Here is a 20,773-nt window from a genome sequence, read left to right as displayed (position 1 = left end):
GGATCGTGACTTTCGATGAAGGGTGTGAGCTCGCGTCTCTACGTGCGGGAGAACCTCGGCAAGGCCGCTTTTTTCCTTCGCGTTAGGCTTTCACGCCGATGACCTGGCCATCAGCGCAGCGGTAGGGGCGAAAGCCTTCGTGGCAGGGCGCATAGCCATCTGGCAGTGCACAGAAGTTGCCGCCTCGGACCTTGTGAAGGGTCTTGAGGTCGGAGCAGTCGTCAGGTTCGAAGGGGCGTTGAGCGAGCGGCGGGCCGAAGATGGTCGGGCGGCCGAAGTTGTGAATGAGCATGGATGCCTTTCGAGTTGGAGGGCGACGGAGTCAGCTGGCCTTGCCGCCGGAGCGGCGAGAGACATCGCTGGTCGAAGTTGCCCAGTGCTGGGTCTTTCCATCGAACGCAAGAGCCAGGCGACCGCGGCGGCCCTGCCTGTTCTTGGCGATCTTTGCGAGCATCGGCACGCAGCCGTCGACCTCTTGACCGGAGGGATGGAGCAGGATCACGACATCGGCGTCCTCTTCGATGGCTCCGGACTCCTTCAGGTGATGCAGTTCCGGCTCATCGCCCTCGCTGGCACGGTTCAACTGCGAGAGCAACAGCACAGTGATGCCGAGTTCCTTCGCCAGCACCTTCATGCCGCGGCTGATGGTCTCGATCTGATGGTGTCGATTTCGCCCGTCGCTGCCCGCACCGTTCCCGCAGAGCTGGAGGTAGTCCACGACCAACAGGGACAGGCCTTGCTTGCGCTGGACCTGACGAGCCTTGGCGCGAACATCCAGCAGCGTGAGCGCGGGCTGGTCATCGACGTAGATCGGCAGCTTGAGGGCTCGGTTCGTCGCTTCGGAGATGCGATCCCAGTCGTCATCGGCGAAGTGGCCCGTCGACAGACGACCGAGCGAGATGCGACCAAGGTGAGCCGCGGCCCGGTCCATGAGGGCGCCTGCCGGCATCTCCTGGGAGAGGATTGATCCGGGCTTGCCCGACGCTGCCACGTGCAGCAGGATCTGCGTGGCGAGGCTGGTCTTGCCGACGGACGGCCGTGCGGCCAGCACGATCACGGTGCCGGGCTTCAGGCCGCCACCAAGCGCCTCATCCAGGTGGGGCAGGCCTGTCGGGATGCCGGCGGCTTCGGTGCCATCCTGCAGGGCCTCCCAATGCGTCGAGCGCTCAAGCATCAATTCACCGATCGAACGGGGCTCGCCGCGGCCCTTGACGCGCTTCAGGCCGGCGAGCAGGGTCTGCGCCTGGTCGAGGGCCTCGTCGGCAGTCGCCGCGTCATTGACGCCGTCGCCGATGCTGGCTGCGATCTCTTGGATCCGACGACGCAAGGCCTTGTCAGCCACGATCGCGGCATAGCGGCCGACGTTCGCAGCGCTCGGCACGCACTGAGCCAAGTCATTGAGGTAGGCGAGGCCACCGATGTCATCGGCAATGCCATCGTCCTGCAGGGCCTGGAACACGGTCACGACGTCGGCCGGCTGCCCAGCAGCGATCAAGCGAGTAATGGTCGTGAACACGGCGCGATGAGGCACGTGCCAGAAGGCCGTAGCGTCGATGTGGCCGGCAATACGATTGGCGGCATCGTTGTCGATCAGGAGAGCGCCCAGGACGCTTTGCTCGGCCTCGCAGGACCAGGGCAGGGTGGAATCGGGGGTGCTCATGCTTCGGCGCCTCCGAAGAAGTGGTCCGTGTGCAGGAAGCTGCGGCTGGTCGCCTGGCTCACACGCTGGCCAGCACGTACGGTCTCGTTGCGCACCCATCGCTGCCACGTGGCGCGCCAGTCCGCCATGCGGCCATCCTTACCGGCCTTACCGTGCCAATAGTCCCGGAAGTTCTCGGCTACCGCGTCGGGATCGAGATCAGAACGTTTCTCGACGCAGTAGGTTCGCCAGTCGTCCGGTAAAACCCAGTCCGAGGGCAGTCGAGTGCCTTGAGCAGCAGCGCCAGCGCGCGTCGCCGACGCGTGCTCCTTTCCTTCCTTTCCCTTCCCTTCCTTTCCTACGAGCGGCGTGCCTGTCGCATGTTCGACGCCCTCGGACGCGTCGTCACGCGACGGTGACGAGTCGGTGACGCGTGCATCACGCGTGGTGCACGCGTCAGGCGGCGCGGGCAAAGCTGAGGGCGTCTCGCGGTTGTTGATGATCTGGTGGCGCGTGAAGGTCGGGATGTGCGCGAGTTGCTGTCCGCCGGCCTCATACAGAACGATCAAGCCGCCATTGATGAGCTCCTGTGCCAGTGCCGGCAGGTCGCAGTCGTCGCCTGGCAGGTAGCGCAGCTTCAGCGTGCCCGGCCGCCAGACCATGCGGCCCTCGCGGTCGGCTTCCATCCACGTTGCGATGTAGAGCAACCGAGCCATCGGCGTCAGCCGAACAACGTCCTCGCTGGTGAAGAAGTCCGGCTTGATAGTGCGAATGCGCGCCATCAGTCGGCCCTACCCTTGACCAACGAATACCGCCCGACGCGATGCAGAACGCCGGACTCGGTCTCGACGTGCATCCAAGTGGTCAGGATCCGATGGCCGGCCTTGACCAAGCCAAGCTTGCGTGCTGCCGGGTCATAGATGTCGGCATAGCGGCGAAGCTCGAGGGTGCAGCACGGACCGAGCGTTTGTAGTGCAGCGAGCAGGCGGTCGCATTGGGCCTTGCCGGATAGGCCTGGGAACAGCCGGTTGAGTTCGCGTAGGCCTGCAATGCGTGCCGGATCGATCGGATTCATTGCCCACCTCCGATCTGCGTGAGGAACGCTTCCGCTTCGCCAAAACTCATCAGGTCGCGGAACATCCCCCAGCGACGAACGATGAAGGTGCCATTCGCCCGGGGCACCAGTTCGTAGCCCTTGAGGGCCAGTTGGGCCTGGATAGTCGAAATGGCTTTGCGATCGGCATCCGGCCGGGCAGAATGTCGAGTGTCTGATTGCGTTTGATCACCGAAGCCCTGTGCCGCTGCAACGGCCTGGGCTTCTGTCTTTTCAACGGTCATTCGCGCCTCCTTGGGCTTCGATGAAGGCTCGGGCGTCTTGTGATCGAACGCGCGTGCAGCGCGAGCCCATCCGGATGAGGGTCAACTCGCCGGCTTTTGCCTTGCGGTAGAGGGTCTGGATGCTCAAGCCGCTCGCCGCGGCGAGGGTTTCCAGGCGGAGCAGTGCGTGTGGCAACTGCAGCACTTCGAGCGGCTGGTGGTAGCGACGCCGCGGCGTCGTGGGTGTCGCTGCACTCAAGCGGCGATCTCCAGTACGCGGCGCAGTTCCGCGACAGGCCAAGCCAGACGGCCGTTGATCCGAAGAGCTCGGATCGGACTGCCATTTGCTGCCCAGCCGCGCAGGGTCTCCGGCTTCCGATTCAGGTAGTACGCCGCGGCTGCCGTACCCACGGTGGGCCGAGTGACGGTCTCCAGTGGCGGGTAGTCGGCATCAGCATCGGGCGCTTGGATAGAGCGAGGTGCTTTCATCTGTGGGTCCTCTGCGCGTGGCGCGGGCTGGTTCCAGGAATGAAAAAGCCCGCTGGGCTTGGAGCCGAGCGGGCGGAATAGCCGATGGTTCAAATCGGCATAAGGCGGGCCCTGAGGGAGGTTCAGGGCCTGGAATGCAAAAACCCGCCGAGAGGCGGGTTCGTAGGGGCGAGCTCATCCATCCACTTGTTTGCCGATCTGGTCGGCTTGAGCGCGCGGCGCTGGGATGGAGGCCTTAGGGGCCAGAAGATCAAGCCCTTGCGGGGCAGAAGCAACTGCAAACGTTGATGTGGATCGAATTATGGCGATTGCCGCCGATGCGCGTCAAGTTCTATCGGTTACCGGTGGAACCGACACTCGGAACATCTGACGGAACACCGTCCCCATCAGTTCATCGACGCCGATTTGACTGTCGACACCATCACCTCTTTCGTTGGCCTCGGTGACGAAACTGGACACGATGCTCGCGGCACTTTGCACTCGCGCAGCGGACTCGGCGAGCTCCACGGTCATCTCGTGGAGACCTCGGTCGGCTATTTGCTGGTTCGCGCCTGTCGACTGGCTTCGAGAGCAGCTAGCGCCCGGCTGGCCGCTGCTGCGACTCCATTCAGGAAGCCGTGAAGTTCCGCGTCGCTGACATGAAGCTCAAGGTTGTCGCTCCATACCAACGAGGAGAACATGTCGAGCATGGATGCAGCGTTGTACACATCGGAACACCAGTCATCGCACAGGGGAGTGCCAGCTTGGCCATCGAGGTGCAAAAGATGGGTCAGACATTCGCGCAAGAGATCACACGCGAAGTCAAGCGATCTGTACAAGTCGTCGAAGTGAGGGCGCTCCGAGGAGGTGTAGTCAGGAGAGTATGCGCGGGCAGCCATGGCGGCGATGCCGGCAGCTTGATGCAGCCTCACAGCAATTTCCGAGACGGCGTCTTGGGCCTGAGCAAGGGACTGGCCCAGCCGGATACCTGACCCAACTTCCAGAGGCTGCGTGGCCTTTGGAGGAGCTGGACTGGATGCTGGCTGCAGATCGACTTCGCCTGGCGTCGCAAAGGCCTCGACCGAGCTGGCGAGTGGGTCCCAGTCTGGGCCGACACCGCAGCCGTCCACAGCCAGGCAGAGCATGTCGGCGATTGCCCTCAGGTAGCCCTCGCGATGAGATGGCCCTGCCTCGGCGACTTGGCTGATCAGGTCGGCTTCGATGAGTGCGACGATTGCTCGGTAGTTCCTTGCGTCGCCGTACTCACCGCCGTTGGAGGCCATGAAGGCACTGATGTCCGACTCGGCTCGCGTCTTGATCCGCTGCAGCAGACTCAAGAATGCACCTGCCCCAGTGCGCACAGCAACGGCGTGGGAGTCCGATTCCGCTCGCCCTTGCTTTCCCGCGGCGGTGGCCTTGGAAGCGCGTTCCTTTGCACCAGAAAGTGCGGCTGCGTGGCGCTCGAACTTGAAGTTCGGAACCTCTGGAGGGAGGGGCGCCGTTTTGCGGGTGGTTGTCTTCGTGGTCATAGTGATCTTTCGACGTTGACGGGACGTTCACGTGGATGCAGAGGCTCTTCGCAGTTGCGGCCCGCTTACCCGTCGCGCAGGGCTGCCTGGCCGAAACTCGCCATGTAGTCGGCCTGCTGCGAGTAGTCGACGACTGCTCGCAGGCAACTCATTGCGTGATTCTCGAACGCCTTCCGGGCCTTGCGTTCGGTCGGAATGCGCAGCGGTTCAAAGGGATGAGATGCGCTGTCCAGGCTGGGGCGAGGGCCCTCGACTCTTGTCGAGCACGGTACGTCAGCGGGAACACTGCCGGACCGGCGGAGCGCCTCAAGCAATCGCCGCTGTGATTGGGCCAACTGCCTTTTGGTCAAGCCTCGGAGCCCGTTGTCCGAAAGATCGCGCAGCATCATCCCGATCTGTTCGCCGGTCATGAAGAAGACCTTGCCGGTGGATATCTCCATCGGAGCCTGGGGGCCGAGCATGGCTGTCAGCAGGCCTCGAGGCTTGTCGTCGACCCACATCCCGCGGGCCGCGTAGAACCATTGCAGAACAAGCGTGAAGTTGAAGTACGGGGTTCCCGGAGTAGGGCGGAGGGTAGAGGTCACCATGACTTGCGGATCCTTTCTCGAGGTGCGGGTTGCGGTTGATGGTGGGTGGGTGTTGCCGGGACCGTCCGGCCGTGCTTGCCACGCTGCCGTGCTGCTCCTCCGACTGCGAGGCCGCCGTCAACGCGGATTGACTCGTTCAGAGGCGGGCCTTGGCGGCGAGACGGACTTCGTCACGGCGCTGGCGCTGGGCGGAGGTGAGGGCAGGGGCGCTGCCGACAGCGCGGAGGACGGTGCGGCGTGACGATGCGGGCTGCTTGCGATTGCTCGTCGTCTTCGCGCGACGGGCTGAGCGTGCTTGCTCGATGCTGATGATGATGGCCATGCTGAGCCTCCAAGTAAAAGCCCTGGTCTTCCACCGCCAGAGCCAGCACGCTCTGCCCTTGCGGGTAACGGTGGAAGACCAGGGCCTTCAGAAGAACTCGACCCGGTGCTGCGGGCTTTGAACTGCGGCTTGCGCTGCGGTGACTGAAATATAGCGAGTCGCCATCATTGAGGTCAATTCAAAAGATGGCGAATTGCCATCAATATTTTTTATGGCGATTCGCCACTAAAATAGGGCATGACTACCGATGCCAAGTTCCCTTCGGACGCCGCGGAGAAGTTCGTCGTCAGGTTCCCGGACGGGATGCGCGACCGAATCGCCGATGCTGCGAAGCAGTCCGGCCGATCGATGAATGCCGAGATCATTCAGCGCCTGGAGTCGACCTTCGGCGAGTCCGCGGGTTTGCCCGGCGGCGATGTCCTGGCTAGCCTGCCTGCGCTGAAGGAACTCGACGCGCAGATCGGCACGATGGCAAAGCGGGTGGCGAGGCTCAGTGCCCAGTTGGATCCGAGCGCGGTGACGCCTGCAGGCCGAAGGCCTGCTGCCAAGAAGTCGAAGTAGCCGGTTGTCGGACCGCGGCGGCGGTCATCCAGCTGCATTGCCGGTCTGGTCTGGTCGGGGCAGGGCTTACGCGGGTGGCATCGACTGCAGTGCTGATGGCAGCATTGGGCCCTTCACATTCCCGAAACGGCCCGCAGAGGCCATCACTGGAGGAGGGATTTCAATGGCTTTGATGGACTGTCCTGAGTGCGCGACCAGGGTTTCGGACAAGGCGACCAGTTGCCCGTCTTGCGGCTACCCGATTGCCAAGCCTGCAACGGTCGCGCCGACGAGGCCGATCTTCTATAGCGACGCTGCGCCGCTGGCCCCATCGCCAACCACGGTCACAGTCTCCAAGAGCCGCGGGGTTTACATCATCCTCGGCCTCCTGTTCGGTGGCTGGGGGTTCCACAACTTCTATGCTGGGTACAACGTCGCCGGTGCGATCAAGCTCGTGATCTTCGGAATCGCCTTCGTCCTGGATGCTTCGACTAGGTTCTATTCCGGCTTCTCGGTGGTGGCGTTGGTGATCTTTGCGGTTTGGGCGCTCATTGAGGTCATCTCAGTCAAGGCGGACGCAGGCGGAAATGCCATGACCTGAGTGCAAGCTTGCGGACATTGCACCTACGTCGACCAAGCTTCAAACACGACTTCGAACGGCGTGTCGAGCTGCGCCACCTCTTGCATGTTGCGGAGGCTGATCAGCTTGGGCGTCCGGGGCTGCAGCGCGGCAAGTCGAGCTATTCGGCTGGAAGTTGATCGGCCGGCGGTGGCCGAAGCTGTACGACGTTGGCGGGAGGGCCTGCTGGCGCAGGTTTGGCTTGTTCCAGCCAAGGCTTCGGCCGATCCGACCACCATGGCCCTTTGAAATCAGCACCCTCACGGGTCCGAGTGTCGAAGTAGCGAATGTTGTCCACGGCAAGCCAGTGCGCTGCGGCCACGACGCTACAGCGCTTCATGCCGTGGGAGCCGGACAAGTGCCGGTTCAGTCCAATCGGATAGGCAAAGCCGCGATTCAGTCGGCTCAGCTCTTCGCGTGCGCACAAAGGGCAGTTGGCGCGCCACTGCCCGATGCGCGAGTCCACCGATGGACCGTGATCACGCTCGGCCATGTCAAGAAGACCATCGACCGCCCACCGCAGCCAGGCCGATAGATCCCGGTGATCCTGCACACCACTCCAAGCGACGAGGAACTCCTGTTGCATGTCCGGCATCAACTCGAGGATCGCTGTGTAGGCGAAGTAGAGTTCGCCTCGGAGGCTCACAAGCTTCTCGCGGAGTTGATCTACCTCTCCAGGCCCGCGTGGTGGTGTTCTTCTGCTGGGCATGTGTACGGCCTGGGCTGGTACTGGCTCAGTCAGTAGACCTGGCCAGGAGGCGACGCTCCTGCATGGTCCGCTCGCCCCAATACTTCCGTGGATTGCCACACATGGGGCAACTGCAGGGTGCTGCTGTCGCCAAGGCCATGCCCAGGCTCCGACGCGAATCCGCAGCGTGCCCGCCGAAATGGCCGGCGCGCTTGTGCTTCAGACGGGCGTGGTGATGGCGGCGAATCGCTTTCATGACCTGATTGTGGCCGAGCACTTGACGTCGAGACAAGGCGGCTGCGCGCGTCCGCGGCATGTCAACCGTATGACGATCGCCTCACGCAGAGCGATGCATCGTCAAAGTGGCTATGGTCGCCGGGGAACCTTCACCGCGGAAGTCCTTTGACCCCTTGAGACCCTGAAGGTCAACTTGAATCACCGGCCGAGGTGGCCGGCACTAGCCAAGGGAGATCACATGCAATTCACGAAGATCATCCAATACTTCCGCGGACGAGCCATGAAGCTCGTAGCTGCAGGTCTGCTATCCGCCGGCGCCGGAGCCGCTCAGGCGTACTACTACAGCTATGTCGAAACGCCCGCTGGGCTCTGGATCCTCAACCTCACCACCGCAAACGTCGACTTCTGCTCCAACACGAAGGCATCGACTACCGGGGCTCCAACCGGAAGGTGCGCAAAGATCGGCAACGTGGTGTTCCTTTCGGGAACTTATTCCCTGAAGGCCGTTGGCGACGAACTGATGGTGCTGTACGCAGACACCGGCGATTGGTGGCTGTGCACGCAGATCACCAACGCCACAACTTCCGTGCCCGCAGGAAATTGCACCAAGGTGTCGACGGCGGCAACGTTGCCCTGAACGGCGGTCGCCAAGCGCTGGCGAACTGAGGGTTCGGGTCCGCGCACGTACTAGCTCACGCCATGAGCCATCGTGCGTGGAGCATGGCGCCATGACACAAGTTCCTGAACACATCGGCACGCCAGCCCCTACGCTCAGCACCAACGGAATCTTGGCCCATGTGCCCGGCCAGTATGTGGGCCGGGCGCAAATGTCTCTGCCGGACGCGGCGCTGTTCCCTGACGACGAAGTATCCGCGGAGGTCGATGCCGGGTGGCTCGGCCCCGTGCTGTTGATCTTCAGGAAGTACCGGTACAGCCGGCCGAAGGCAAAGAGCATCACGGTGGCCTGGAGTTGCCGGTACGCTGAACGCTTGGCTCCCGACCTCGAGTTGAACAACGCTACCGCCGGGCCGCGAGATGCCTCTACGTCTCGTGCTTGCCCTTGCCATGCAGGTGCGCCGGCAGCTTGCCTTCCGCCCAGTCGTTGACCGCGTCGAGATTCACCCACAGTTCGGAGCTGCCGTCGGGCTTGCGGGCGTGGATGTCGCGAAGCCACTTGCCGGTGCGGATGCGCGAACTTACCGCATCTGGCGTCTCGCCTGAAAGCTCGCAGTATTTTGAGAGACGGACCCAGTTGAGCATCGACCATCCTTGAAGTCCAAGCCACCTCGCCGGGCGCGGTACGGTTGCGAGGGGCGCTGCATTCTCCTCCGCCAGATGTCTGATGGTCCGGCGGCTTTCAGATCGCGTGACCGGCGCCCTGAGCGCTACCCACGCCGGCCCGGAGGCTGCGATTGTCCAGTCGCGATGTGGCTTGACTCGTGCAGAATGCCGCAGGTATCTGCGCACCTAAGGACCATTCCTTGAATGCATACAAGTTGCAAGGCGGTGTCTTCGTTGAGGTCGACGATCCTCTTGGGCCTCTACCGTTCGACGACCTGCGGAGAGCACTGGACGACGCGGGGTATAAGCCTCAGATCTCCACGGAGTTGGCGTATGGCTCAGGAGCCGAGATCGCGGTCTACGAGCGCATCACAGAGGCGCCACGGTACTACATCGATCTAATGGGCAGCACCCATGCGATCGCGGCCGTGGTGGCGGACGACTTTCCGTCGTTCATTCTGACGCTGAAGGAGCTGCACCCTCTCCTTGCGCTGATGGGGCTCGACCAGGTGAACTCGTTCCACATCAGTGACGCTCTGGAACGCGAGGACGCGGAGCGGGCGTCGCAGGCAAAGACGAGAAGGTAGCTCGCTTGGTGGTCACACAGTGGGGCTGGTGACCGCACACCTTCCCGCACGAATTCGGTGTGATCTACGATCGGAATGCCCGAGAGGCTGCTTCTAGCAGGTTGCTGCTAGCGGTGCTCGTGATTGGCCTTGTCGCCGCCGTCCGCTTCGAGGCGCTTGGCGCCGAGTAGTCCGACGATGGCGCCGAACCCAACTTTCGCGAGGTCAAACAGACCTCGCACCAGTTCCGTCAACAGCGAAGGCGGATCGCGGCCTGCTGCGAGGGTCAGGCATACGCACAGGAGCAGGGAAAGCGCAGTCCCAACCGCCGCGGTTACGAAGATCAGCTTGAACTGAGCGCTGATCGGCGGCCGGCGCATTGACCTCCGATCTAGCTCTTCCTCTGGAATCGCGTCGACCTGTGGGCACACGTAGCGGCCTAGGTTGGGGGCCCATATGGCGGGGCGTCCGGTTCGCACGCATTCAACTGCGATTGCGGCCATGTCACCAATCATGATTGCCTCCTGCTGGAATTGCCGAGCACAAGCTGTGGCCCGGTAGAAGCCCGTCTCCGATAGCGTCCCGGAGCGACAGGTCCTACGTTGGCAATGCTGCACGCCGGGTCCCGAACCGCCCGGTTGCATGGTGCGATGCGTCATTAAGCTTGGTGACGCTATTCGAGCAGCGTCCGCCGATCAAGCCGAGTCCGACCACTCCCCTGCTAGCCCGGCTTCGGGCGATCGCTGTCATGAAGATGCCATCGCCATCGCCATCGCCGCACGCTTTGCGCAGGCGGGGGGCGGGGGAGTTCGGGCAATGCCCAGTGTCGCTGTGGCGGCTCCTGGCTAAGCTGACGCAAAGCAGACGGAACGGGGAGGGGTCGTGACAGTCGGCGAAGGAATCTTCTGGGGCGCAATTGTCCTAGCTCTGGTTGGGCTGTACGCCACCACCAAGGACCGGTGGCGATGGAAACGGATTGCGAAGTGGGGCGTCGGTGTGCCGGCCGTTTTACTGGTGCTGTGCGGCCTGGGTGTCTGGCTAACGAACACCTACGAGGCTCGGGCAAAGCCGCTCTCCACGTTTGGGGGCATAACGCTGGCGTCAACCGAGGGCGACGTGCGGTTCGCGAAGGGCGAGCCGTCCAAAGTCCTCGACGAGGGGCTGTGGGTGTACTACGCCGGCTCCGGCTCGGCCAATCTGGACAGCGCCGGCTACGTGGTCCGCTTCAAGGCTGGCAAGGTCAGGTTCATCCGCTACCTGGCGGCACCGGATCAGATCGTCACTCCTGACTTGCAGGGCTTCGGCATCGGGGCGTCATACGACCATGTCCTTGAGAAGTTGGGGCCGGCCAGCCATGTAGCGACCTCCGACGATGGACTGGTACGCCGGCTCTCATACGAGAAGCTGAAGACCTTCTTCACCTTCGAGAAGGCCCAGATCAAGGACTTCGGTGTCTATGACCCGGCGACCGGCCCCCTTGAGCTCAGCAAGCCAACGAGCGCGCTAGCACCTGCTCAGAGCGAAGCTCCGCCTCCGCAGGTGTCCGAGGCGAAGCCCGTCCTGGACCACTGCGCGCCTAGCTTGTCGAAGGCCGAGAGGATGAAACGGCTCGCCCAGCACGGGACCGTTCGCGAGACCGGCACTGGGACGTTTGAGGCAGGTGAGCGGACGATCAGCTTCGGATACGACGGTGCCTTGGCCTACTGCCGCTGAAGACGATGAGCTTGCACGCCCAGAAGGGCGCAGTTTTGGCCAGAGGCTACGCTGCTGTCGACGTTGCGGAGATGGAGCGCAGCCTTGAGTGCCTGAAGCAGCAGCGCGCTCGGTGACCGCTCAGACCGACGTCCAGCTCGGTGCGAGCTGGGCTCGCTCGCACCGCACTGCGATGTTGTGATGCGTCATGCGACGCCAAAGCGTGGCATCTGCCACGGTCAGGTCGACAGACGCCGTTCGCCCGGGTGGTGCAATTGTTCCTCCTGAACAAGTAAGTGCCGAGGGGCCGCCCTTGAGCCGACTCCCTCGTGAATTCCTCGACATTTCTATCCCTCGGCCGCACGACGCTCGAGGACATGCGCTCGCCCACCGATCAGGAATGGGCCAAATGGTCTCTGATGCCGAGGTTGCCGCTTTGGAAAGCTGTGGCGCTGCTTTGTGGCTTCGAGCCGTCATCGCTGCCGGCCGAGGGTGTTTGGCTTCGCGCGTCATCGGACTCGCCGGCCTCGGATCTGCGGCATCGCTTCGAGGTTGCAGTGGGGCACCAGCAATCGGGCTTGCTTCCCTGCCGCGTGGCGCAGACCGGCTTCCTTTCCGACCTGACGGTTCAGACGACGGACTTCGCCGACTGGGCGGTTCGGGTGGGCTGGCCCCTGCCGGCTGAGTTGTCGCAGCAATGGACGCGAGTTCCGGAGGTGGCGCCGCCGGCAGCAGGCGATTCGGCGGGGCCATGGCCTTGGGGCAGCTACGAGACCGAGCTTCTTCGGATGCTGGCGAGGGCGGCGACCAAGTTCTGGGCAGACTTCGATCCATCTGCGCCAGCATCAGCGGACATGAACAAGGCAGTGATGGCCTGGCTGCAAGAGCAGAAGTTGTCGGACGGCGCTCCCGTCTCCGAGCGTATGGCCAAGGCGATGGCAACGATCCTGCGCGCTCCGGGCCTTCCGTCCGGACCTCGATCGAAATAGTGTGTGACACCGACGCGGCCCTGATCGCTGCGGCGATCTTGGGTTGGTGACACGTGCTTTGAACGGGGCGGTGGCACACATTGCGGCTATTGCTGTCGATGGTTGATCTGCACAGTCGAGTCACTTCAACTCAGAAAGTGATTCGAAATGACACCTCGTCTCGTACCTTCCCTGCCAGCTGGCGCACTGGTCCGACAGGCCCAACTTATCCCCGCCATCGTGCCGTTTTCAGCGGCTACGCTCTGGCGAAAGGTGAGAGCGGGCACCTTTCCCAGGCCTGTCAAGCTGTCCAGCCGCGTGACCGCCTGGCGCACCGACGACGTCCGCGCATGGGTTGAGGCCTGCGGTGAGTGACGTTCCGATGAGACCGAAGCCGCTCGAGCCCCGCGCTCTCGGCGCGTTCATGGAACCCCTCCCTCCTGTTCGGTTGCTCCGCGGCGATGCTGTCGCGCTGGAACCCATCGAGTGGCTCTGGAACGGCTACCTGCCGGCCGGAATGCTGGTGCTGCTGGGCGGTGCACCTGGCTGCGGCAAGACGACGCTGGCGCTGTCGCTGGCCGCCGTCGTGACCACCGCCGGAGTCTGGCCTGACGGTTCGAAGTGCACCGATGCCGGCGACGTGATCATCTGGAGCGGCGAGGATCCGCCGCCCGTCATCGCTGCCCGCCTGGTGGCGGCCGGCGCAGACATGAAGCGTGTGCACTTCGTCTACGGTCTGGCCGGGGAGGGCGCACGGGCCTTCGACCCTGGGCGCGACATGGTAAGCCTCCAGGCCACGCTGCAGGGCCTGGCAGCACCGCGGCTGCTGATCCTCGATCCGATCGTGTCGGCCGTTGCCGGCGACGGGCACAAGAGCAACGAAGTCCGGCGCGCGCTGCAGCCTGTCATCGAACTCGGCCAGCGGCTCGGCTGCACTATCGTCGGCATCACCCACTTCTCCAAGGGCACCGGCGGTCGTGATCCTGTCGAGCGCATCACCGGTAGCCTGGCCTTCGCAGCGCAGGCCAGGCTGGTGCTGGTGGCCGCGAAGGGGAGAGCGGACGGCGAGGAGCGGCGCGTGGTCGTTCGCGCCAAGTCGAATGTCGGGCCCGACGAGGGTGGCTTCGCGTACCAGCTGAAGCGTGTGGACGTCGCCGATGGTGTCGTCGGTCAGTGTGTCGAATGGCTCGGCGCTGTCGATGGCTCGGCCAGGGAAATCCTTTCCGCGCTGGACGGCGCTGACGACGAACGCGACGGCCCGCGGTCGGACATCGAAGCCTTCATTCGCGGCTGCTTCGCCGGCGGGCCGATCACGTCCAAGCAATTCGAGGCAGATGCCCGCGGCGCCGGCTACGAACCGCGCACCGTTCAGAGGATGGCCAAGCGGATGGGCGCCAGTTCCCGCAAGGACGGGATGCGCGGCGGCTGGACCTGGCACCTGGACACCCTGGGCTCGGGCAACTGACGTGAAGGCGTCGAAGACGACACCTGTCGGTGCTGTCGGCTTCGGCGATTTCGTGACGCCTTCGCCGGCCCGACTCCTCACTCTTTCGATCAACCACGCCGACGGCGTGCGGGCTCTGCTGCGCCGCTGGCACAAATGCTTATGCACATGGACGACTTTGACGATCTCGAACTGCGCGCGTTGAGCGCGATCTCATCCCACATCTCCTACATCCACCTGCTCGACGGGGTCCTCGACCAGATCAACGAACTACTGAACCTCTATCAGCCACCAAAGACCGGCAAGATCCGTGTCGAGCGATGGAAGCGGACGAAGGGCGACTACAGCGTGCGCTCGCCGATGGCCGTGAAGTGGATTCAGCATCGCACCACGCGAGACTGGCGTGGCGTGGTGGTGTCCACGTTCAAGGTCTCGCGCTCTGGCAAATCGGCCAGGGCCTTCCATGAACATCACGATCGCGTCGCCGACTACCTGGGCGCTTTGCAGTCCGTCTTGAAGCTGCGGACCGAGGCGTTCACACGCATCGAGACCTTCCGGCGGGGAATGCTGCTGGCAGAGCGGGCGAACCGTCCGAAGGTTCTGGCTATCTCTGCCGTGCTGCAGGCTGACCTCGACGCGGTGCCGCCAGATCTACGCGCTCTGCAGCGTTCTGCGAATCGGAGTCTGGAGAACGAGTAGTGCAAATGCTCGGAGGCAAAGCCCCCCGATCTCTTAAGCGTGTTACTCGGAGGCTTGCCCCCGGAAATCACCGCAACTCTCGCGGTGATCGGGGAGGTGTTGATTCCTGTCCGCGTCGAGCGGCGCTGCTCCTTCAGATCCGGCTGGCCGGTGCGTTGGCCGTCGCCACTTGCACGCCGTCCGCCGGGAGCGTGCGACAGCCTTCGATGATGACGCGCGGCAACTGGGCCACGACCGGGGCGCGCTTGCCGACGATGACCACGCGCTCCAGCTTGACGACTTCCTGCGGTGCGGGCGTGGCGGCCTGTGCCAGTTCGAGAGCCACCGAGCCGAAGATCGCGACGATGCCGACCAGGCCGAGGGCGAAGTACTTGTCGTTGCTGCTCATGATGGGCTCCTTGCTGCGGTGGGTTTGTTGATCCAGTGATTGCAGTTTCGGCGCCGGTGACGGGTATCGCCAGCGGATGGCGATGAATCGCTCAAGGAGGTCGACGCACTGCAACTGAATGCGACGGACTGCGGCGATTGGCTGTCCGGCAATCCTCGCTTGTGTTCAGCTCTTCTTCGCCCCCGCCGACTGGCCGGCGTCACGCACCAGAGTCTCGGCCAACGGTTTTGCGGCCTGATAGTTCCTCAGCAGCGCAGCGGGATCGGTCTTGCCGTTGATCGTGCGCTGAACCTGCCTCAATTCTGCTTCGCCAAAAGGACGGGGCAGGCGAAGCGTTGCCTGTCGCACGGCGACCACCAGCACTGCGATGGCGACTGTATCGTCGGTCATCGTGTCAGGCGTATCGATCAATTGCTGGCCGCGACCGATTAATTCGCCATAGCGCGCGTAGTTGGCACGACCTACGATCATCAAGATGCCTCGGCCGCGGTAGCGCTGGCCATCGCCGCGTACGGTGTTGCCGAGCGACGGACCGAGGCGGCCGGTCGGCTCGTACAAGTCGAATGGCTCACCACCGCGGCTGGTGTTATTGGCATTCGGCTGTTCGACACGCGGTTGCAAGTCGCCGGCCTCTGTCCGCGCGATGGCCAGCGCCAGCGCCAGCCCCTCCGTGTCTCCGCCGAAGAGTCCGGCAAGAGCACGCGACACGATCAGATTGGGCTCCGTGTCTTTCGAGCCGAAGAAGTCATCAACCAGATCGATTTCAGCCCGGAGAATTTCGTCGGACCGCCTCGGCGTTTGCTGCGACTGCTGTACTTGCTGCGTTGGTGGCGCTGGCGCCTCGGCCGAAGATGACGGCGATGAAGCGGGACCTGCCGCTTGCGCGACCGACTGCGGCGTCGAGTCCACGCTGAGGACGCAGCCGGCCCGGAAGCGCTCGCCGCGGTTCACTACGCTGAATACGACAGTGCGCTGGGCGTCACGCAGCGCGACCTGCAGACGGGGTAGTTCAGAGCGCGCCACGTCGATGACGAGCTGTTCCGGCTCACGCGGACGGAACGCTCGGTCCTGCCAGGCGCACTGTCCTGGCTCCAGGCCGGCCGCCGCCGGGCCGGTGCCGATGGCACGCATCCGCATCGTCAGCCGTTGCAGGCCGGCGCGGGCACCGGCCACGGCTTGCAGCTCAGTCATGTCGCCGCGGCAACTCAGTGGGTAGAAGGCCGTGTCGTTCCGCGCGACGCGAAGCTCCTGACCCAACGTCCTTTTCGCCGATGGCGCGGCATCTTCCTGTGTGAGAACCGTGCCGTTGCAGAAGTCCGCGTCGGCGAAATCGCCGACGACGCGGCTACCCTCGAAACCGGTGCGCTTCAGTTCGTTCAGCGCTTGGGCCTGCGGTAGGCCGACGACGCTGGGCGGGCGGGCCTGCTGCACAGAAGCCGAGGCCGGCGCCTCCGCTGCCGTCGGTGCGCTTGCCGACAGATCCGCCGCGGGCGGCGCGGAGCGGCGCCAGGCCTCCGTCGGTGCCGGCAGCCGCTCACCGAGCAGGCGCACGGAACCGTCTGCGGCGGCCACTGCCAGTTGCCGGCCATTCGGGCTCAAGGCCGATACCGGCCGCACGTCGGCATACATCGCGATGGGCCCAAGGCCTGGGTCGGCGTTGATCGGCAGGACGAGGAGGCGGCGGCTCTGCGAATCGTGGACCACGAGTTGCGTGCCGTCGGCATTGAGCTCGGCGCTGGACGTCGGGCCGAGGTTGTTCCAGGTCAACTCCGGGCCGCCGTCGAGCGGCAGCAGGCGCACGCTGCCGTCCACCATGCTGACCAGCAGGGCCTGGCCGTCGGCGCGAAATTGCAGCCAGCTGACCTGGGCCGGGAGGTCGGAGAAGGCGGCGAGGCCGGATTTGCCACCCTTGTCCATCACGAGGATCCGGCGATCGGACGCCACGGCGATCCGGCCGTGCTGCGGGTCCGTGGCGATGGCGTCGATGCTCTGCACGGCGCCGCCGGGCAAGGGCGCCGTGAGTTCCAGCCGCTGCAGGGTGCCGGCGGCGGGCGACACCTCGGAAATGCCGCCGTCCTTTGTCGAGAGCAGCCAGGACGCTTCGCCGAGGCCGGGCATCAGGTTGGGCCACTTGCTCGCGACCGCCGGGCCGAACGGCGTGAACGTGTGCTGGCCGGAGGCGCTGATCACGACGAATTGCAGCGGCTTGCCCTCCAGCGCATACGCGAGCACGGTGCCGGAGTTCGACAGCGACACCTCGCCTGCCTTGTCGAGAATCACCCGGCCGTCGCTCGCGTCGCGGCCCAGCACCGAGACCTCGCGTTGCTGAGGGCCGATGGAGCGGATGACCAGCAGCCGCGTCCCGTTCGAACTGAACTGCAGCCGGCTGATCGGGCCGTACTCGGCGGCCAGCACTTCGTTGTCGGGCGTGCCGTCGCGCCGCAGCATTGCGACGTGGCCGTCCTCGAAGCCGGCCGCGAGCCAGACACCATCCGGGCTGAAGGCCAGCGCCGAAGCCGGGCTGCCGTTCGGCGCCTTGTAGCGGCCGATCTCCGGCAGCGTCGGCACCGTTTGCGGTGCGATCCGGTCGATCAGGCGCTGGCGCAGCGGCGGTAGCTGTACCGCGATGCCGGCCAGCGCCAGCACCAGCGCGCTGATCGGCACCCAGGGCCGCAGGCCCAGCAGCGGCAGGCCCTCGCGGAAGACCTGGCGGCGCAGCCGCTCGGGCACGCGCTGAATGAGCCGTTGCGCGACGCCGCGCTGGATGAAGCCGAGGAAGAGCACGTCGCGGCGCAGCCGGCCCTCGCGGCTGCGGCCGACCCAGGCATCGGTGGACAGGCGCCGCCACCACTGCGCGCGCCAGCGCCGCAGCCGGCTCAGCAGGCCCGGTGCCAGCGCGACGTCGGCCAGCGTGTTGCCCGCGGCATCGACCGGGCGGCCCAGGCTGGCGGCATCGAGCCGGCGGCGCAGCTCGGCGGCCACCGCCTCGGCATGGGCCGGCGCGAGACGCTGCTGCAGCGCCTCGCGCAGCCAGCCGGGCCAGCTGCCTTCGCGGAACCAGGGCAGCGAGGCGAGCGCCGCGGCGCCGGTGACGACATCGTCGCCGGGCTGCAGGAACAGCGGCGCCAGCACCAGCGTGACCGGCCAGGACGGCACCGGGAACGCGGCGCAGCCGCACAGCCACTGGAAGCGCCGCTCGCCGAGGTAGAGCGCCAGCTCGAACAGCAGACCGTCCAGTTCGGCGGCGGGCGGGGCGTCGGCGCGGGCGGTCCAGAGCAGGCCGTGCTGCAGCAGCCGCGGCGGGTAGGTGCTGGGCCAGTCCGGCTCCAGCGTCAGCAGCGCGCGCTGCGAACTGAGCCAGTCCGCGCCGCTGGCGAGGCCGCCCAACTGCAGCGGCAGCACCAGCACGCCGGCCTCGCCCAGCGTCTGCTCGGCCGCGCCCCAGCCGGGCACCGGCTGCGGCGTGAACAGCATCGCCGCGGCGAAGGCCGAGGGCAGCGCCTCCAGCCCTTCGCGCAGCCCGCCGCCGAGCGGGTCGATCAGCTGCGCCGCGTCGGCGAAGACGAGCAGGCGCTGGCCCGCGTTGCGCAGCGCCAGTTCGCCGAAGCGCACGCGCCGCCGCGTGCCGGCGCGGCTCGTCATGCCGTCCAGGCGCAGCGGCTGGCACGAAGCCGGGTTGCCGTTGCTGAAGCGCCAGGCCTGCAGCGCCACGCCCTGGCGATCGAGCGCGCCGACGATGTCGCCGGCGAGCTGGGCCAACTGGTCGTGCGGGCCGCGCTGGTCGATCAGCACCAGGTATTCAGGCGTGCCGCTGCGCGCCCGGTAGCGCGCGCTGAAGGCGCCGCCGCCGCGCACGGTGGCGGCGATGGTCTGCGCCAGGTCCAGCTCCAGCCGGTCGGTGCGGCGTGGCCGGCGCAGCTCGCGCGAGGTCTGCCGCAGCAGCGCCGGCACCTTCTGCAGCAGCCGCATCCGCGGCGCGATCAGCGTGCGCTGCTCGAGCCGGGCATCGGTGCGCAGCGGCTGCAGCGCGAGCCGGCGCAGCATCAGCATGACGACCATCGCCAGCAGGATCAGCATCGCCAGCGCGCCGGCCAGGTTGAGCCAGAAGGCGGCCGGCGCGGCGGGCGGCACGGCGGGCTCGGCCCCGGCGACGGGCAGGTGGCCCGGCGGCTCTGCGGGCGTGTTGTGCTCGACGGGCGGCGGGGCGCTGCCGTCCGGCCCGGATGCGGGCGCCGACGGCGGCGCCGCCACCACCACCGGCGCCTTGCACAGCCCCAGCGGCGCGCAATAGCGCCAGGCGCCGGCGGCGAAGCCCAGCGCGAGCAGCACCAGCAGCGCGGCCAGGCCCCACTTCAGCAGCGGCGGCCAGCGCTGCAGCACCGGCCGCGTGCCCGAGCCGGCGCCGCCGCCGCCGTGCCGACGCGCGCGACGCCAGCCGCTGCGCACGGTGCTGGCCGGCGCCCAGCGCGCCAGCAGCAGCGGGAACTGGCGCTGCTGTTCGGCCGAGCGGCACAGCAGCGGCTTCAGCAAGGCCATGCGCTGGGCCGGGTCGGCGGGCAGGCGGCCCTGGGTCAGCAGCGCCAGCATCAGCTCGTTGGCGCGCACCAGTTCGCGCAGGCCGACCTGGAAGCCGTGCCGCGCCAGGTGGCCAAGGAAGGAGGCCAGCAGGTCGTCGTCGGTGCTGTTGTTGCTGCTGCTGCTGCCGGCCGCTGCTGCGGTCATGTCGGTGCTGCCTTCAGCCGGCGGACCGCCCCTGCGGCCCTTGCCATGCGGCCAGCCGCTCGGCCACGGCGACGCGGTCGTCCACCGTCTTGCACAGCGCGCCCAGGCAGTCGGCGGCGGTCTGCTGCTGGGCTTTCAGCGCCTGGTCGAGCCGTGCGCCGGCGCCGACCATCACGTCCAGCCAGTTCAGCAGCTCGGCGGTCGAGGGCTTCTTGCTCAGGCCCAGCGCGTCCTCGCGCACCGACTGGAAGAAGGCCACCGCATCGCCCAGCAGGCGCGGCCGGCCGCGGTAGGCGGGCAGCCGGGCGGCGGCGATCTGCGCCAGGCGCTCGTCGTCGGGCGGCTCGATGTGGTGGAACACGCAGCGGCGCAGGAAGGCGTCGGGCAGCTGCTTTTCGGAGTTGCTGGTGATCAGCACGATCGGCGCCTTGGCGTCGGGCGCGGCGATGTAGTCGTCTCCCAGCTCGGCGACGCGGAAACGCCGGCGGTCGATCTCGTTGAGCAGGTCGTTCGGGAAGTCGCGCGGGGCCTTGTCGATCTCGTCGATCAGCACCAGCGAGCGTCGCCCTTCCGCGGCGGGCGCCGGCGCGCCGGGCGGCAGCCAGGCCTGCGCGGTGGCGGCATCGTTGGCGAGCAGGATCGCCTGGCCCAGCGCCTGGTAGCGGACGAAGCGGCGCGGGTCGAGCGCGCGGTCGCGTTCGGCTTCGTCGGCGCCGGCCTTGACCTGCGCGAGCGAGAAGCGGCGCACCGCGTCGAAGCTGTAGAGCAGGTCCTGCGCGACGCTGGACGACTTGGTCTCGAACACCAGTGGCTCGCCCAGGCCGAACTCGGCGGCGACGCGCCAGGCCAGCTGCGTCTTGCCGGTGCCGGGCTCGCCGGTCAGCAGCAGCGGCAGGCCCAGGTAGACGGCCACGTCCACCGCATGGCGCAGGCCGTCGTCGGCGATGTACTGGCCGGCCGAGCGCAGCGCGCTGCGGTCGATGGCGGGCAGCCGCTCGTCGAGATCGGTGACCGGCTCGACCGGGCCCTGGCCGCGGAAAAGATTGAGTGGCATGGCGTGGGGTTCC

General features: G+C 66.0%; 26 protein-coding genes. 9 read left to right on the top strand and 17 right to left on the bottom strand.

Features of this window, described 5'->3' with window-relative positions; translation table 11 throughout:
• Positions 1 to 82: 82 nt before the first annotated feature.
• The 11 genes from SNE35_RS18765 to SNE35_RS18715 all read right to left on the bottom strand — a co-directional run bounded on the left by SNE35_RS18765 (position 83) and on the right by SNE35_RS18715 (position 5,862).
• Positions 83 to 292 carry a hypothetical protein gene (locus SNE35_RS18765; RefSeq protein ID WP_320424508.1) on the bottom strand — a complete coding sequence of 70 codons (210 nt, stop codon included), beginning with the start codon at positions 290 to 292 and terminating at the stop codon, positions 83 to 85.
• A 30-nt stretch (positions 293 to 322) separates the two neighbouring features.
• Complete coding sequence (locus tag SNE35_RS18760) at positions 323 to 1,660, bottom strand: replicative DNA helicase (protein ID WP_320424507.1); 1,338 nt, start codon at positions 1,658 to 1,660, stop codon at positions 323 to 325.
• Positions 1,657 to 2,421: a hypothetical protein gene (locus tag SNE35_RS18755; RefSeq protein WP_320424506.1), complete on the bottom strand. Its 765-nt coding sequence runs from the start codon at positions 2,419 to 2,421 to the stop codon at positions 1,657 to 1,659. The genes SNE35_RS18760 and SNE35_RS18755 overlap by 4 nt, the downstream gene beginning before the upstream one ends.
• Positions 2,421 to 2,714, bottom strand: coding sequence for a helix-turn-helix domain-containing protein (locus SNE35_RS18750; protein ID WP_320424505.1), 294 nt, complete (start codon positions 2,712 to 2,714; stop codon positions 2,421 to 2,423). The genes SNE35_RS18755 and SNE35_RS18750 overlap by 1 nt, the downstream gene beginning before the upstream one ends.
• Positions 2,711 to 2,977 carry a hypothetical protein gene (locus SNE35_RS18745; protein ID WP_320424504.1) on the bottom strand — a complete coding sequence of 89 codons (267 nt, stop codon included), beginning with the start codon at positions 2,975 to 2,977 and terminating at the stop codon, positions 2,711 to 2,713. The genes SNE35_RS18750 and SNE35_RS18745 overlap by 4 nt, the downstream gene beginning before the upstream one ends.
• Positions 2,967 to 3,215, bottom strand: a complete 249-nt coding sequence (locus SNE35_RS18740) for a helix-turn-helix transcriptional regulator (RefSeq protein WP_320424503.1) — start codon at positions 3,213 to 3,215, stop codon at positions 2,967 to 2,969. Before SNE35_RS18740 ends, SNE35_RS18745 begins: the two co-directional genes overlap by 11 nt.
• Complete coding sequence (locus SNE35_RS18735) at positions 3,212 to 3,445, bottom strand: DNA-binding protein (RefSeq protein ID WP_320424501.1); 234 nt, start codon at positions 3,443 to 3,445, stop codon at positions 3,212 to 3,214. Before SNE35_RS18735 ends, SNE35_RS18740 begins: the two co-directional genes overlap by 4 nt.
• A gap of 324 nt (positions 3,446 to 3,769) precedes the next feature.
• Positions 3,770 to 3,958: a hypothetical protein gene (locus SNE35_RS18730; protein WP_320424500.1), complete on the bottom strand. Its 189-nt coding sequence runs from the start codon at positions 3,956 to 3,958 to the stop codon at positions 3,770 to 3,772.
• A gap of 20 nt (positions 3,959 to 3,978) precedes the next feature.
• The gene (locus tag SNE35_RS18725) at positions 3,979 to 4,953 is read right to left on the bottom strand and encodes a hypothetical protein (RefSeq protein ID WP_320424499.1); all 975 of its coding nucleotides are present in this window, start codon (positions 4,951 to 4,953) and stop codon (positions 3,979 to 3,981) included.
• A 65-nt stretch (positions 4,954 to 5,018) separates the two neighbouring features.
• Positions 5,019 to 5,540: a hypothetical protein gene (locus tag SNE35_RS18720; protein ID WP_320424498.1), complete on the bottom strand. Its 522-nt coding sequence runs from the start codon at positions 5,538 to 5,540 to the stop codon at positions 5,019 to 5,021.
• Between the two features lie 136 nt (positions 5,541 to 5,676).
• A complete protein-coding gene (locus SNE35_RS18715) occupies positions 5,677 to 5,862 on the bottom strand; it encodes a hypothetical protein (protein ID WP_320424496.1) in 186 nt (61 codons plus the stop codon).
• Between the two features lie 237 nt (positions 5,863 to 6,099).
• On the opposite strand from SNE35_RS18715, the gene SNE35_RS18710 reads away from it, so the two are divergent.
• Complete coding sequence (locus tag SNE35_RS18710) at positions 6,100 to 6,423, top strand: Arc family DNA-binding protein (RefSeq protein ID WP_320424494.1); 324 nt, start codon at positions 6,100 to 6,102, stop codon at positions 6,421 to 6,423.
• Positions 6,424 to 6,586: 163 nt separating this feature from the next.
• Positions 6,587 to 7,003 (top strand): TM2 domain-containing protein, encoded by a 417-nt coding sequence (locus SNE35_RS18705; RefSeq protein WP_320424492.1) that lies wholly within the window; start codon positions 6,587 to 6,589, stop codon positions 7,001 to 7,003.
• 139 nt (positions 7,004 to 7,142) lie between these two features.
• Here SNE35_RS18705 and SNE35_RS18700 read toward each other — a convergent pair whose 3' ends face one another.
• Positions 7,143 to 7,667 carry a hypothetical protein gene (locus SNE35_RS18700; protein ID WP_320424491.1) on the bottom strand — a complete coding sequence of 175 codons (525 nt, stop codon included), beginning with the start codon at positions 7,665 to 7,667 and terminating at the stop codon, positions 7,143 to 7,145.
• Between the two features lie 517 nt (positions 7,668 to 8,184).
• Between SNE35_RS18700 and SNE35_RS18695 the strand changes: the two genes are divergently transcribed.
• Positions 8,185 to 8,583: a hypothetical protein gene (locus SNE35_RS18695; protein WP_320424490.1), complete on the top strand. Its 399-nt coding sequence runs from the start codon at positions 8,185 to 8,187 to the stop codon at positions 8,581 to 8,583.
• Positions 8,584 to 8,987: 404 nt separating this feature from the next.
• On the opposite strand, the gene xisR is transcribed toward SNE35_RS18695, so the two are convergent.
• Entirely contained in the window at positions 8,988 to 9,206 is a 219-nt protein-coding gene (gene xisR, locus SNE35_RS18690) for an excisionase family protein (RefSeq protein WP_320424489.1), read from the bottom strand.
• 221 nt (positions 9,207 to 9,427) lie between these two features.
• Between xisR and SNE35_RS18685 the strand changes: the two genes are divergently transcribed.
• Positions 9,428 to 9,814 carry a hypothetical protein gene (locus SNE35_RS18685; protein ID WP_320424488.1) on the top strand — a complete coding sequence of 129 codons (387 nt, stop codon included), beginning with the start codon at positions 9,428 to 9,430 and terminating at the stop codon, positions 9,812 to 9,814.
• Between the two features lie 107 nt (positions 9,815 to 9,921).
• Here SNE35_RS18685 and SNE35_RS18680 read toward each other — a convergent pair whose 3' ends face one another.
• Positions 9,922 to 10,308: a hypothetical protein gene (locus SNE35_RS18680; protein ID WP_320424487.1), complete on the bottom strand. Its 387-nt coding sequence runs from the start codon at positions 10,306 to 10,308 to the stop codon at positions 9,922 to 9,924.
• Positions 10,309 to 10,675: 367 nt separating this feature from the next.
• On the opposite strand from SNE35_RS18680, the gene SNE35_RS18675 reads away from it, so the two are divergent.
• From SNE35_RS18675 to SNE35_RS18655, 5 genes are all read left to right on the top strand, one after another.
• Positions 10,676 to 11,506, top strand: coding sequence for a hypothetical protein (locus tag SNE35_RS18675; protein ID WP_320424485.1), 831 nt, complete (start codon positions 10,676 to 10,678; stop codon positions 11,504 to 11,506).
• Between the two features lie 308 nt (positions 11,507 to 11,814).
• On the top strand, positions 11,815 to 12,474 hold the full coding sequence (locus SNE35_RS18670) for a hypothetical protein (RefSeq protein WP_320424484.1): 660 nt from the start codon (positions 11,815 to 11,817) through the stop codon (positions 12,472 to 12,474).
• A gap of 147 nt (positions 12,475 to 12,621) precedes the next feature.
• Positions 12,622 to 12,828 carry a helix-turn-helix transcriptional regulator gene (locus SNE35_RS18665; protein ID WP_320424483.1) on the top strand — a complete coding sequence of 69 codons (207 nt, stop codon included), beginning with the start codon at positions 12,622 to 12,624 and terminating at the stop codon, positions 12,826 to 12,828.
• Positions 12,829 to 12,877: 49 nt separating this feature from the next.
• Positions 12,878 to 13,918, top strand: coding sequence for an AAA family ATPase (locus tag SNE35_RS18660; protein WP_320424482.1), 1,041 nt, complete (start codon positions 12,878 to 12,880; stop codon positions 13,916 to 13,918).
• Positions 13,919 to 14,065: 147 nt separating this feature from the next.
• A complete protein-coding gene (locus SNE35_RS18655; RefSeq protein WP_320424480.1) occupies positions 14,066 to 14,596 on the top strand; it encodes a hypothetical protein in 531 nt (176 codons plus the stop codon).
• Between the two features lie 133 nt (positions 14,597 to 14,729).
• On the opposite strand, the gene SNE35_RS18650 is transcribed toward SNE35_RS18655, so the two are convergent.
• From SNE35_RS18650 to SNE35_RS18640, 3 genes are all read right to left on the bottom strand, one after another.
• Entirely contained in the window at positions 14,730 to 14,984 is a 255-nt protein-coding gene (locus SNE35_RS18650; protein WP_320424479.1) for a hypothetical protein, read from the bottom strand.
• Between the two features lie 165 nt (positions 14,985 to 15,149).
• Positions 15,150 to 19,706 carry a hypothetical protein gene (locus tag SNE35_RS18645; RefSeq protein ID WP_320424478.1) on the bottom strand — a complete coding sequence of 1,519 codons (4,557 nt, stop codon included), beginning with the start codon at positions 19,704 to 19,706 and terminating at the stop codon, positions 15,150 to 15,152.
• Positions 19,707 to 19,719: 13 nt separating this feature from the next.
• On the bottom strand, positions 19,720 to 20,760 hold the full coding sequence (locus tag SNE35_RS18640; RefSeq protein ID WP_320424477.1) for an AAA family ATPase: 1,041 nt from the start codon (positions 20,758 to 20,760) through the stop codon (positions 19,720 to 19,722).
• Positions 20,761 to 20,773: the final 13 nt, after the last annotated feature.

Origin of the sequence: Roseateles agri, from assembly GCF_034043675.1 — a bacterium.
Taxonomy (GTDB): Bacteria; Pseudomonadota; Gammaproteobacteria; order Burkholderiales; family Burkholderiaceae_C; genus KK5.
Note: the sequence above shows the minus strand (reverse complement) of the source record. Positions and strands in the feature narration are given on the sequence as shown.

What these genes read in the sequence shown, in the direction of transcription:
- SNE35_RS18680 (WP_320424487.1), bottom strand. Translation starts at nt 10,308, where the DNA reads ATGATTGGTGACATGGCCGCAATCGCAGTTGAATGCGTGCGAACCGGA.
- SNE35_RS18720 (WP_320424498.1), bottom strand. Translation starts at nt 5,540, where the DNA reads ATGGTGACCTCTACCCTCCGCCCTACTCCGGGAACCCCGTACTTCAAC.
- SNE35_RS18755 (WP_320424506.1), bottom strand. Translation starts at nt 2,421, where the DNA reads ATGGCGCGCATTCGCACTATCAAGCCGGACTTCTTCACCAGCGAGGAC.
- SNE35_RS18660 (WP_320424482.1), top strand. Translation starts at nt 12,878, where the DNA reads ATGGAACCCCTCCCTCCTGTTCGGTTGCTCCGCGGCGATGCTGTCGCG.
- SNE35_RS18730 (WP_320424500.1), bottom strand. Translation starts at nt 3,958, where the DNA reads ATGACCGTGGAGCTCGCCGAGTCCGCTGCGCGAGTGCAAAGTGCCGCG.
- SNE35_RS18650 (WP_320424479.1), bottom strand. Translation starts at nt 14,984, where the DNA reads ATGAGCAGCAACGACAAGTACTTCGCCCTCGGCCTGGTCGGCATCGTC.
- SNE35_RS18705 (WP_320424492.1), top strand. Translation starts at nt 6,587, where the DNA reads ATGGCTTTGATGGACTGTCCTGAGTGCGCGACCAGGGTTTCGGACAAG.
- SNE35_RS18765 (WP_320424508.1), bottom strand. Translation starts at nt 292, where the DNA reads ATGCTCATTCACAACTTCGGCCGCCCGACCATCTTCGGCCCGCCGCTC.
- SNE35_RS18760 (WP_320424507.1), bottom strand. Translation starts at nt 1,660, where the DNA reads ATGAGCACCCCCGATTCCACCCTGCCCTGGTCCTGCGAGGCCGAGCAA.
- xisR (WP_320424489.1), bottom strand. Translation starts at nt 9,206, where the DNA reads ATGCTCAACTGGGTCCGTCTCTCAAAATACTGCGAGCTTTCAGGCGAG.
- SNE35_RS18655 (WP_320424480.1), top strand. Translation starts at nt 14,066, where the DNA reads ATGGACGACTTTGACGATCTCGAACTGCGCGCGTTGAGCGCGATCTCA.
- SNE35_RS18640 (WP_320424477.1), bottom strand. Translation starts at nt 20,760, where the DNA reads ATGCCACTCAATCTTTTCCGCGGCCAGGGCCCGGTCGAGCCGGTCACC.
- SNE35_RS18745 (WP_320424504.1), bottom strand. Translation starts at nt 2,977, where the DNA reads ATGACCGTTGAAAAGACAGAAGCCCAGGCCGTTGCAGCGGCACAGGGC.
- SNE35_RS18750 (WP_320424505.1), bottom strand. Translation starts at nt 2,714, where the DNA reads ATGAATCCGATCGATCCGGCACGCATTGCAGGCCTACGCGAACTCAAC.
- SNE35_RS18645 (WP_320424478.1), bottom strand. Translation starts at nt 19,706, where the DNA reads ATGACCGCAGCAGCGGCCGGCAGCAGCAGCAGCAACAACAGCACCGAC.
- SNE35_RS18665 (WP_320424483.1), top strand. Translation starts at nt 12,622, where the DNA reads ATGACACCTCGTCTCGTACCTTCCCTGCCAGCTGGCGCACTGGTCCGA.
- SNE35_RS18710 (WP_320424494.1), top strand. Translation starts at nt 6,100, where the DNA reads ATGACTACCGATGCCAAGTTCCCTTCGGACGCCGCGGAGAAGTTCGTC.
- SNE35_RS18725 (WP_320424499.1), bottom strand. Translation starts at nt 4,953, where the DNA reads ATGACCACGAAGACAACCACCCGCAAAACGGCGCCCCTCCCTCCAGAG.
- SNE35_RS18735 (WP_320424501.1), bottom strand. Translation starts at nt 3,445, where the DNA reads ATGAAAGCACCTCGCTCTATCCAAGCGCCCGATGCTGATGCCGACTAC.
- SNE35_RS18695 (WP_320424490.1), top strand. Translation starts at nt 8,185, where the DNA reads ATGCAATTCACGAAGATCATCCAATACTTCCGCGGACGAGCCATGAAG.
- SNE35_RS18715 (WP_320424496.1), bottom strand. Translation starts at nt 5,862, where the DNA reads ATGGCCATCATCATCAGCATCGAGCAAGCACGCTCAGCCCGTCGCGCG.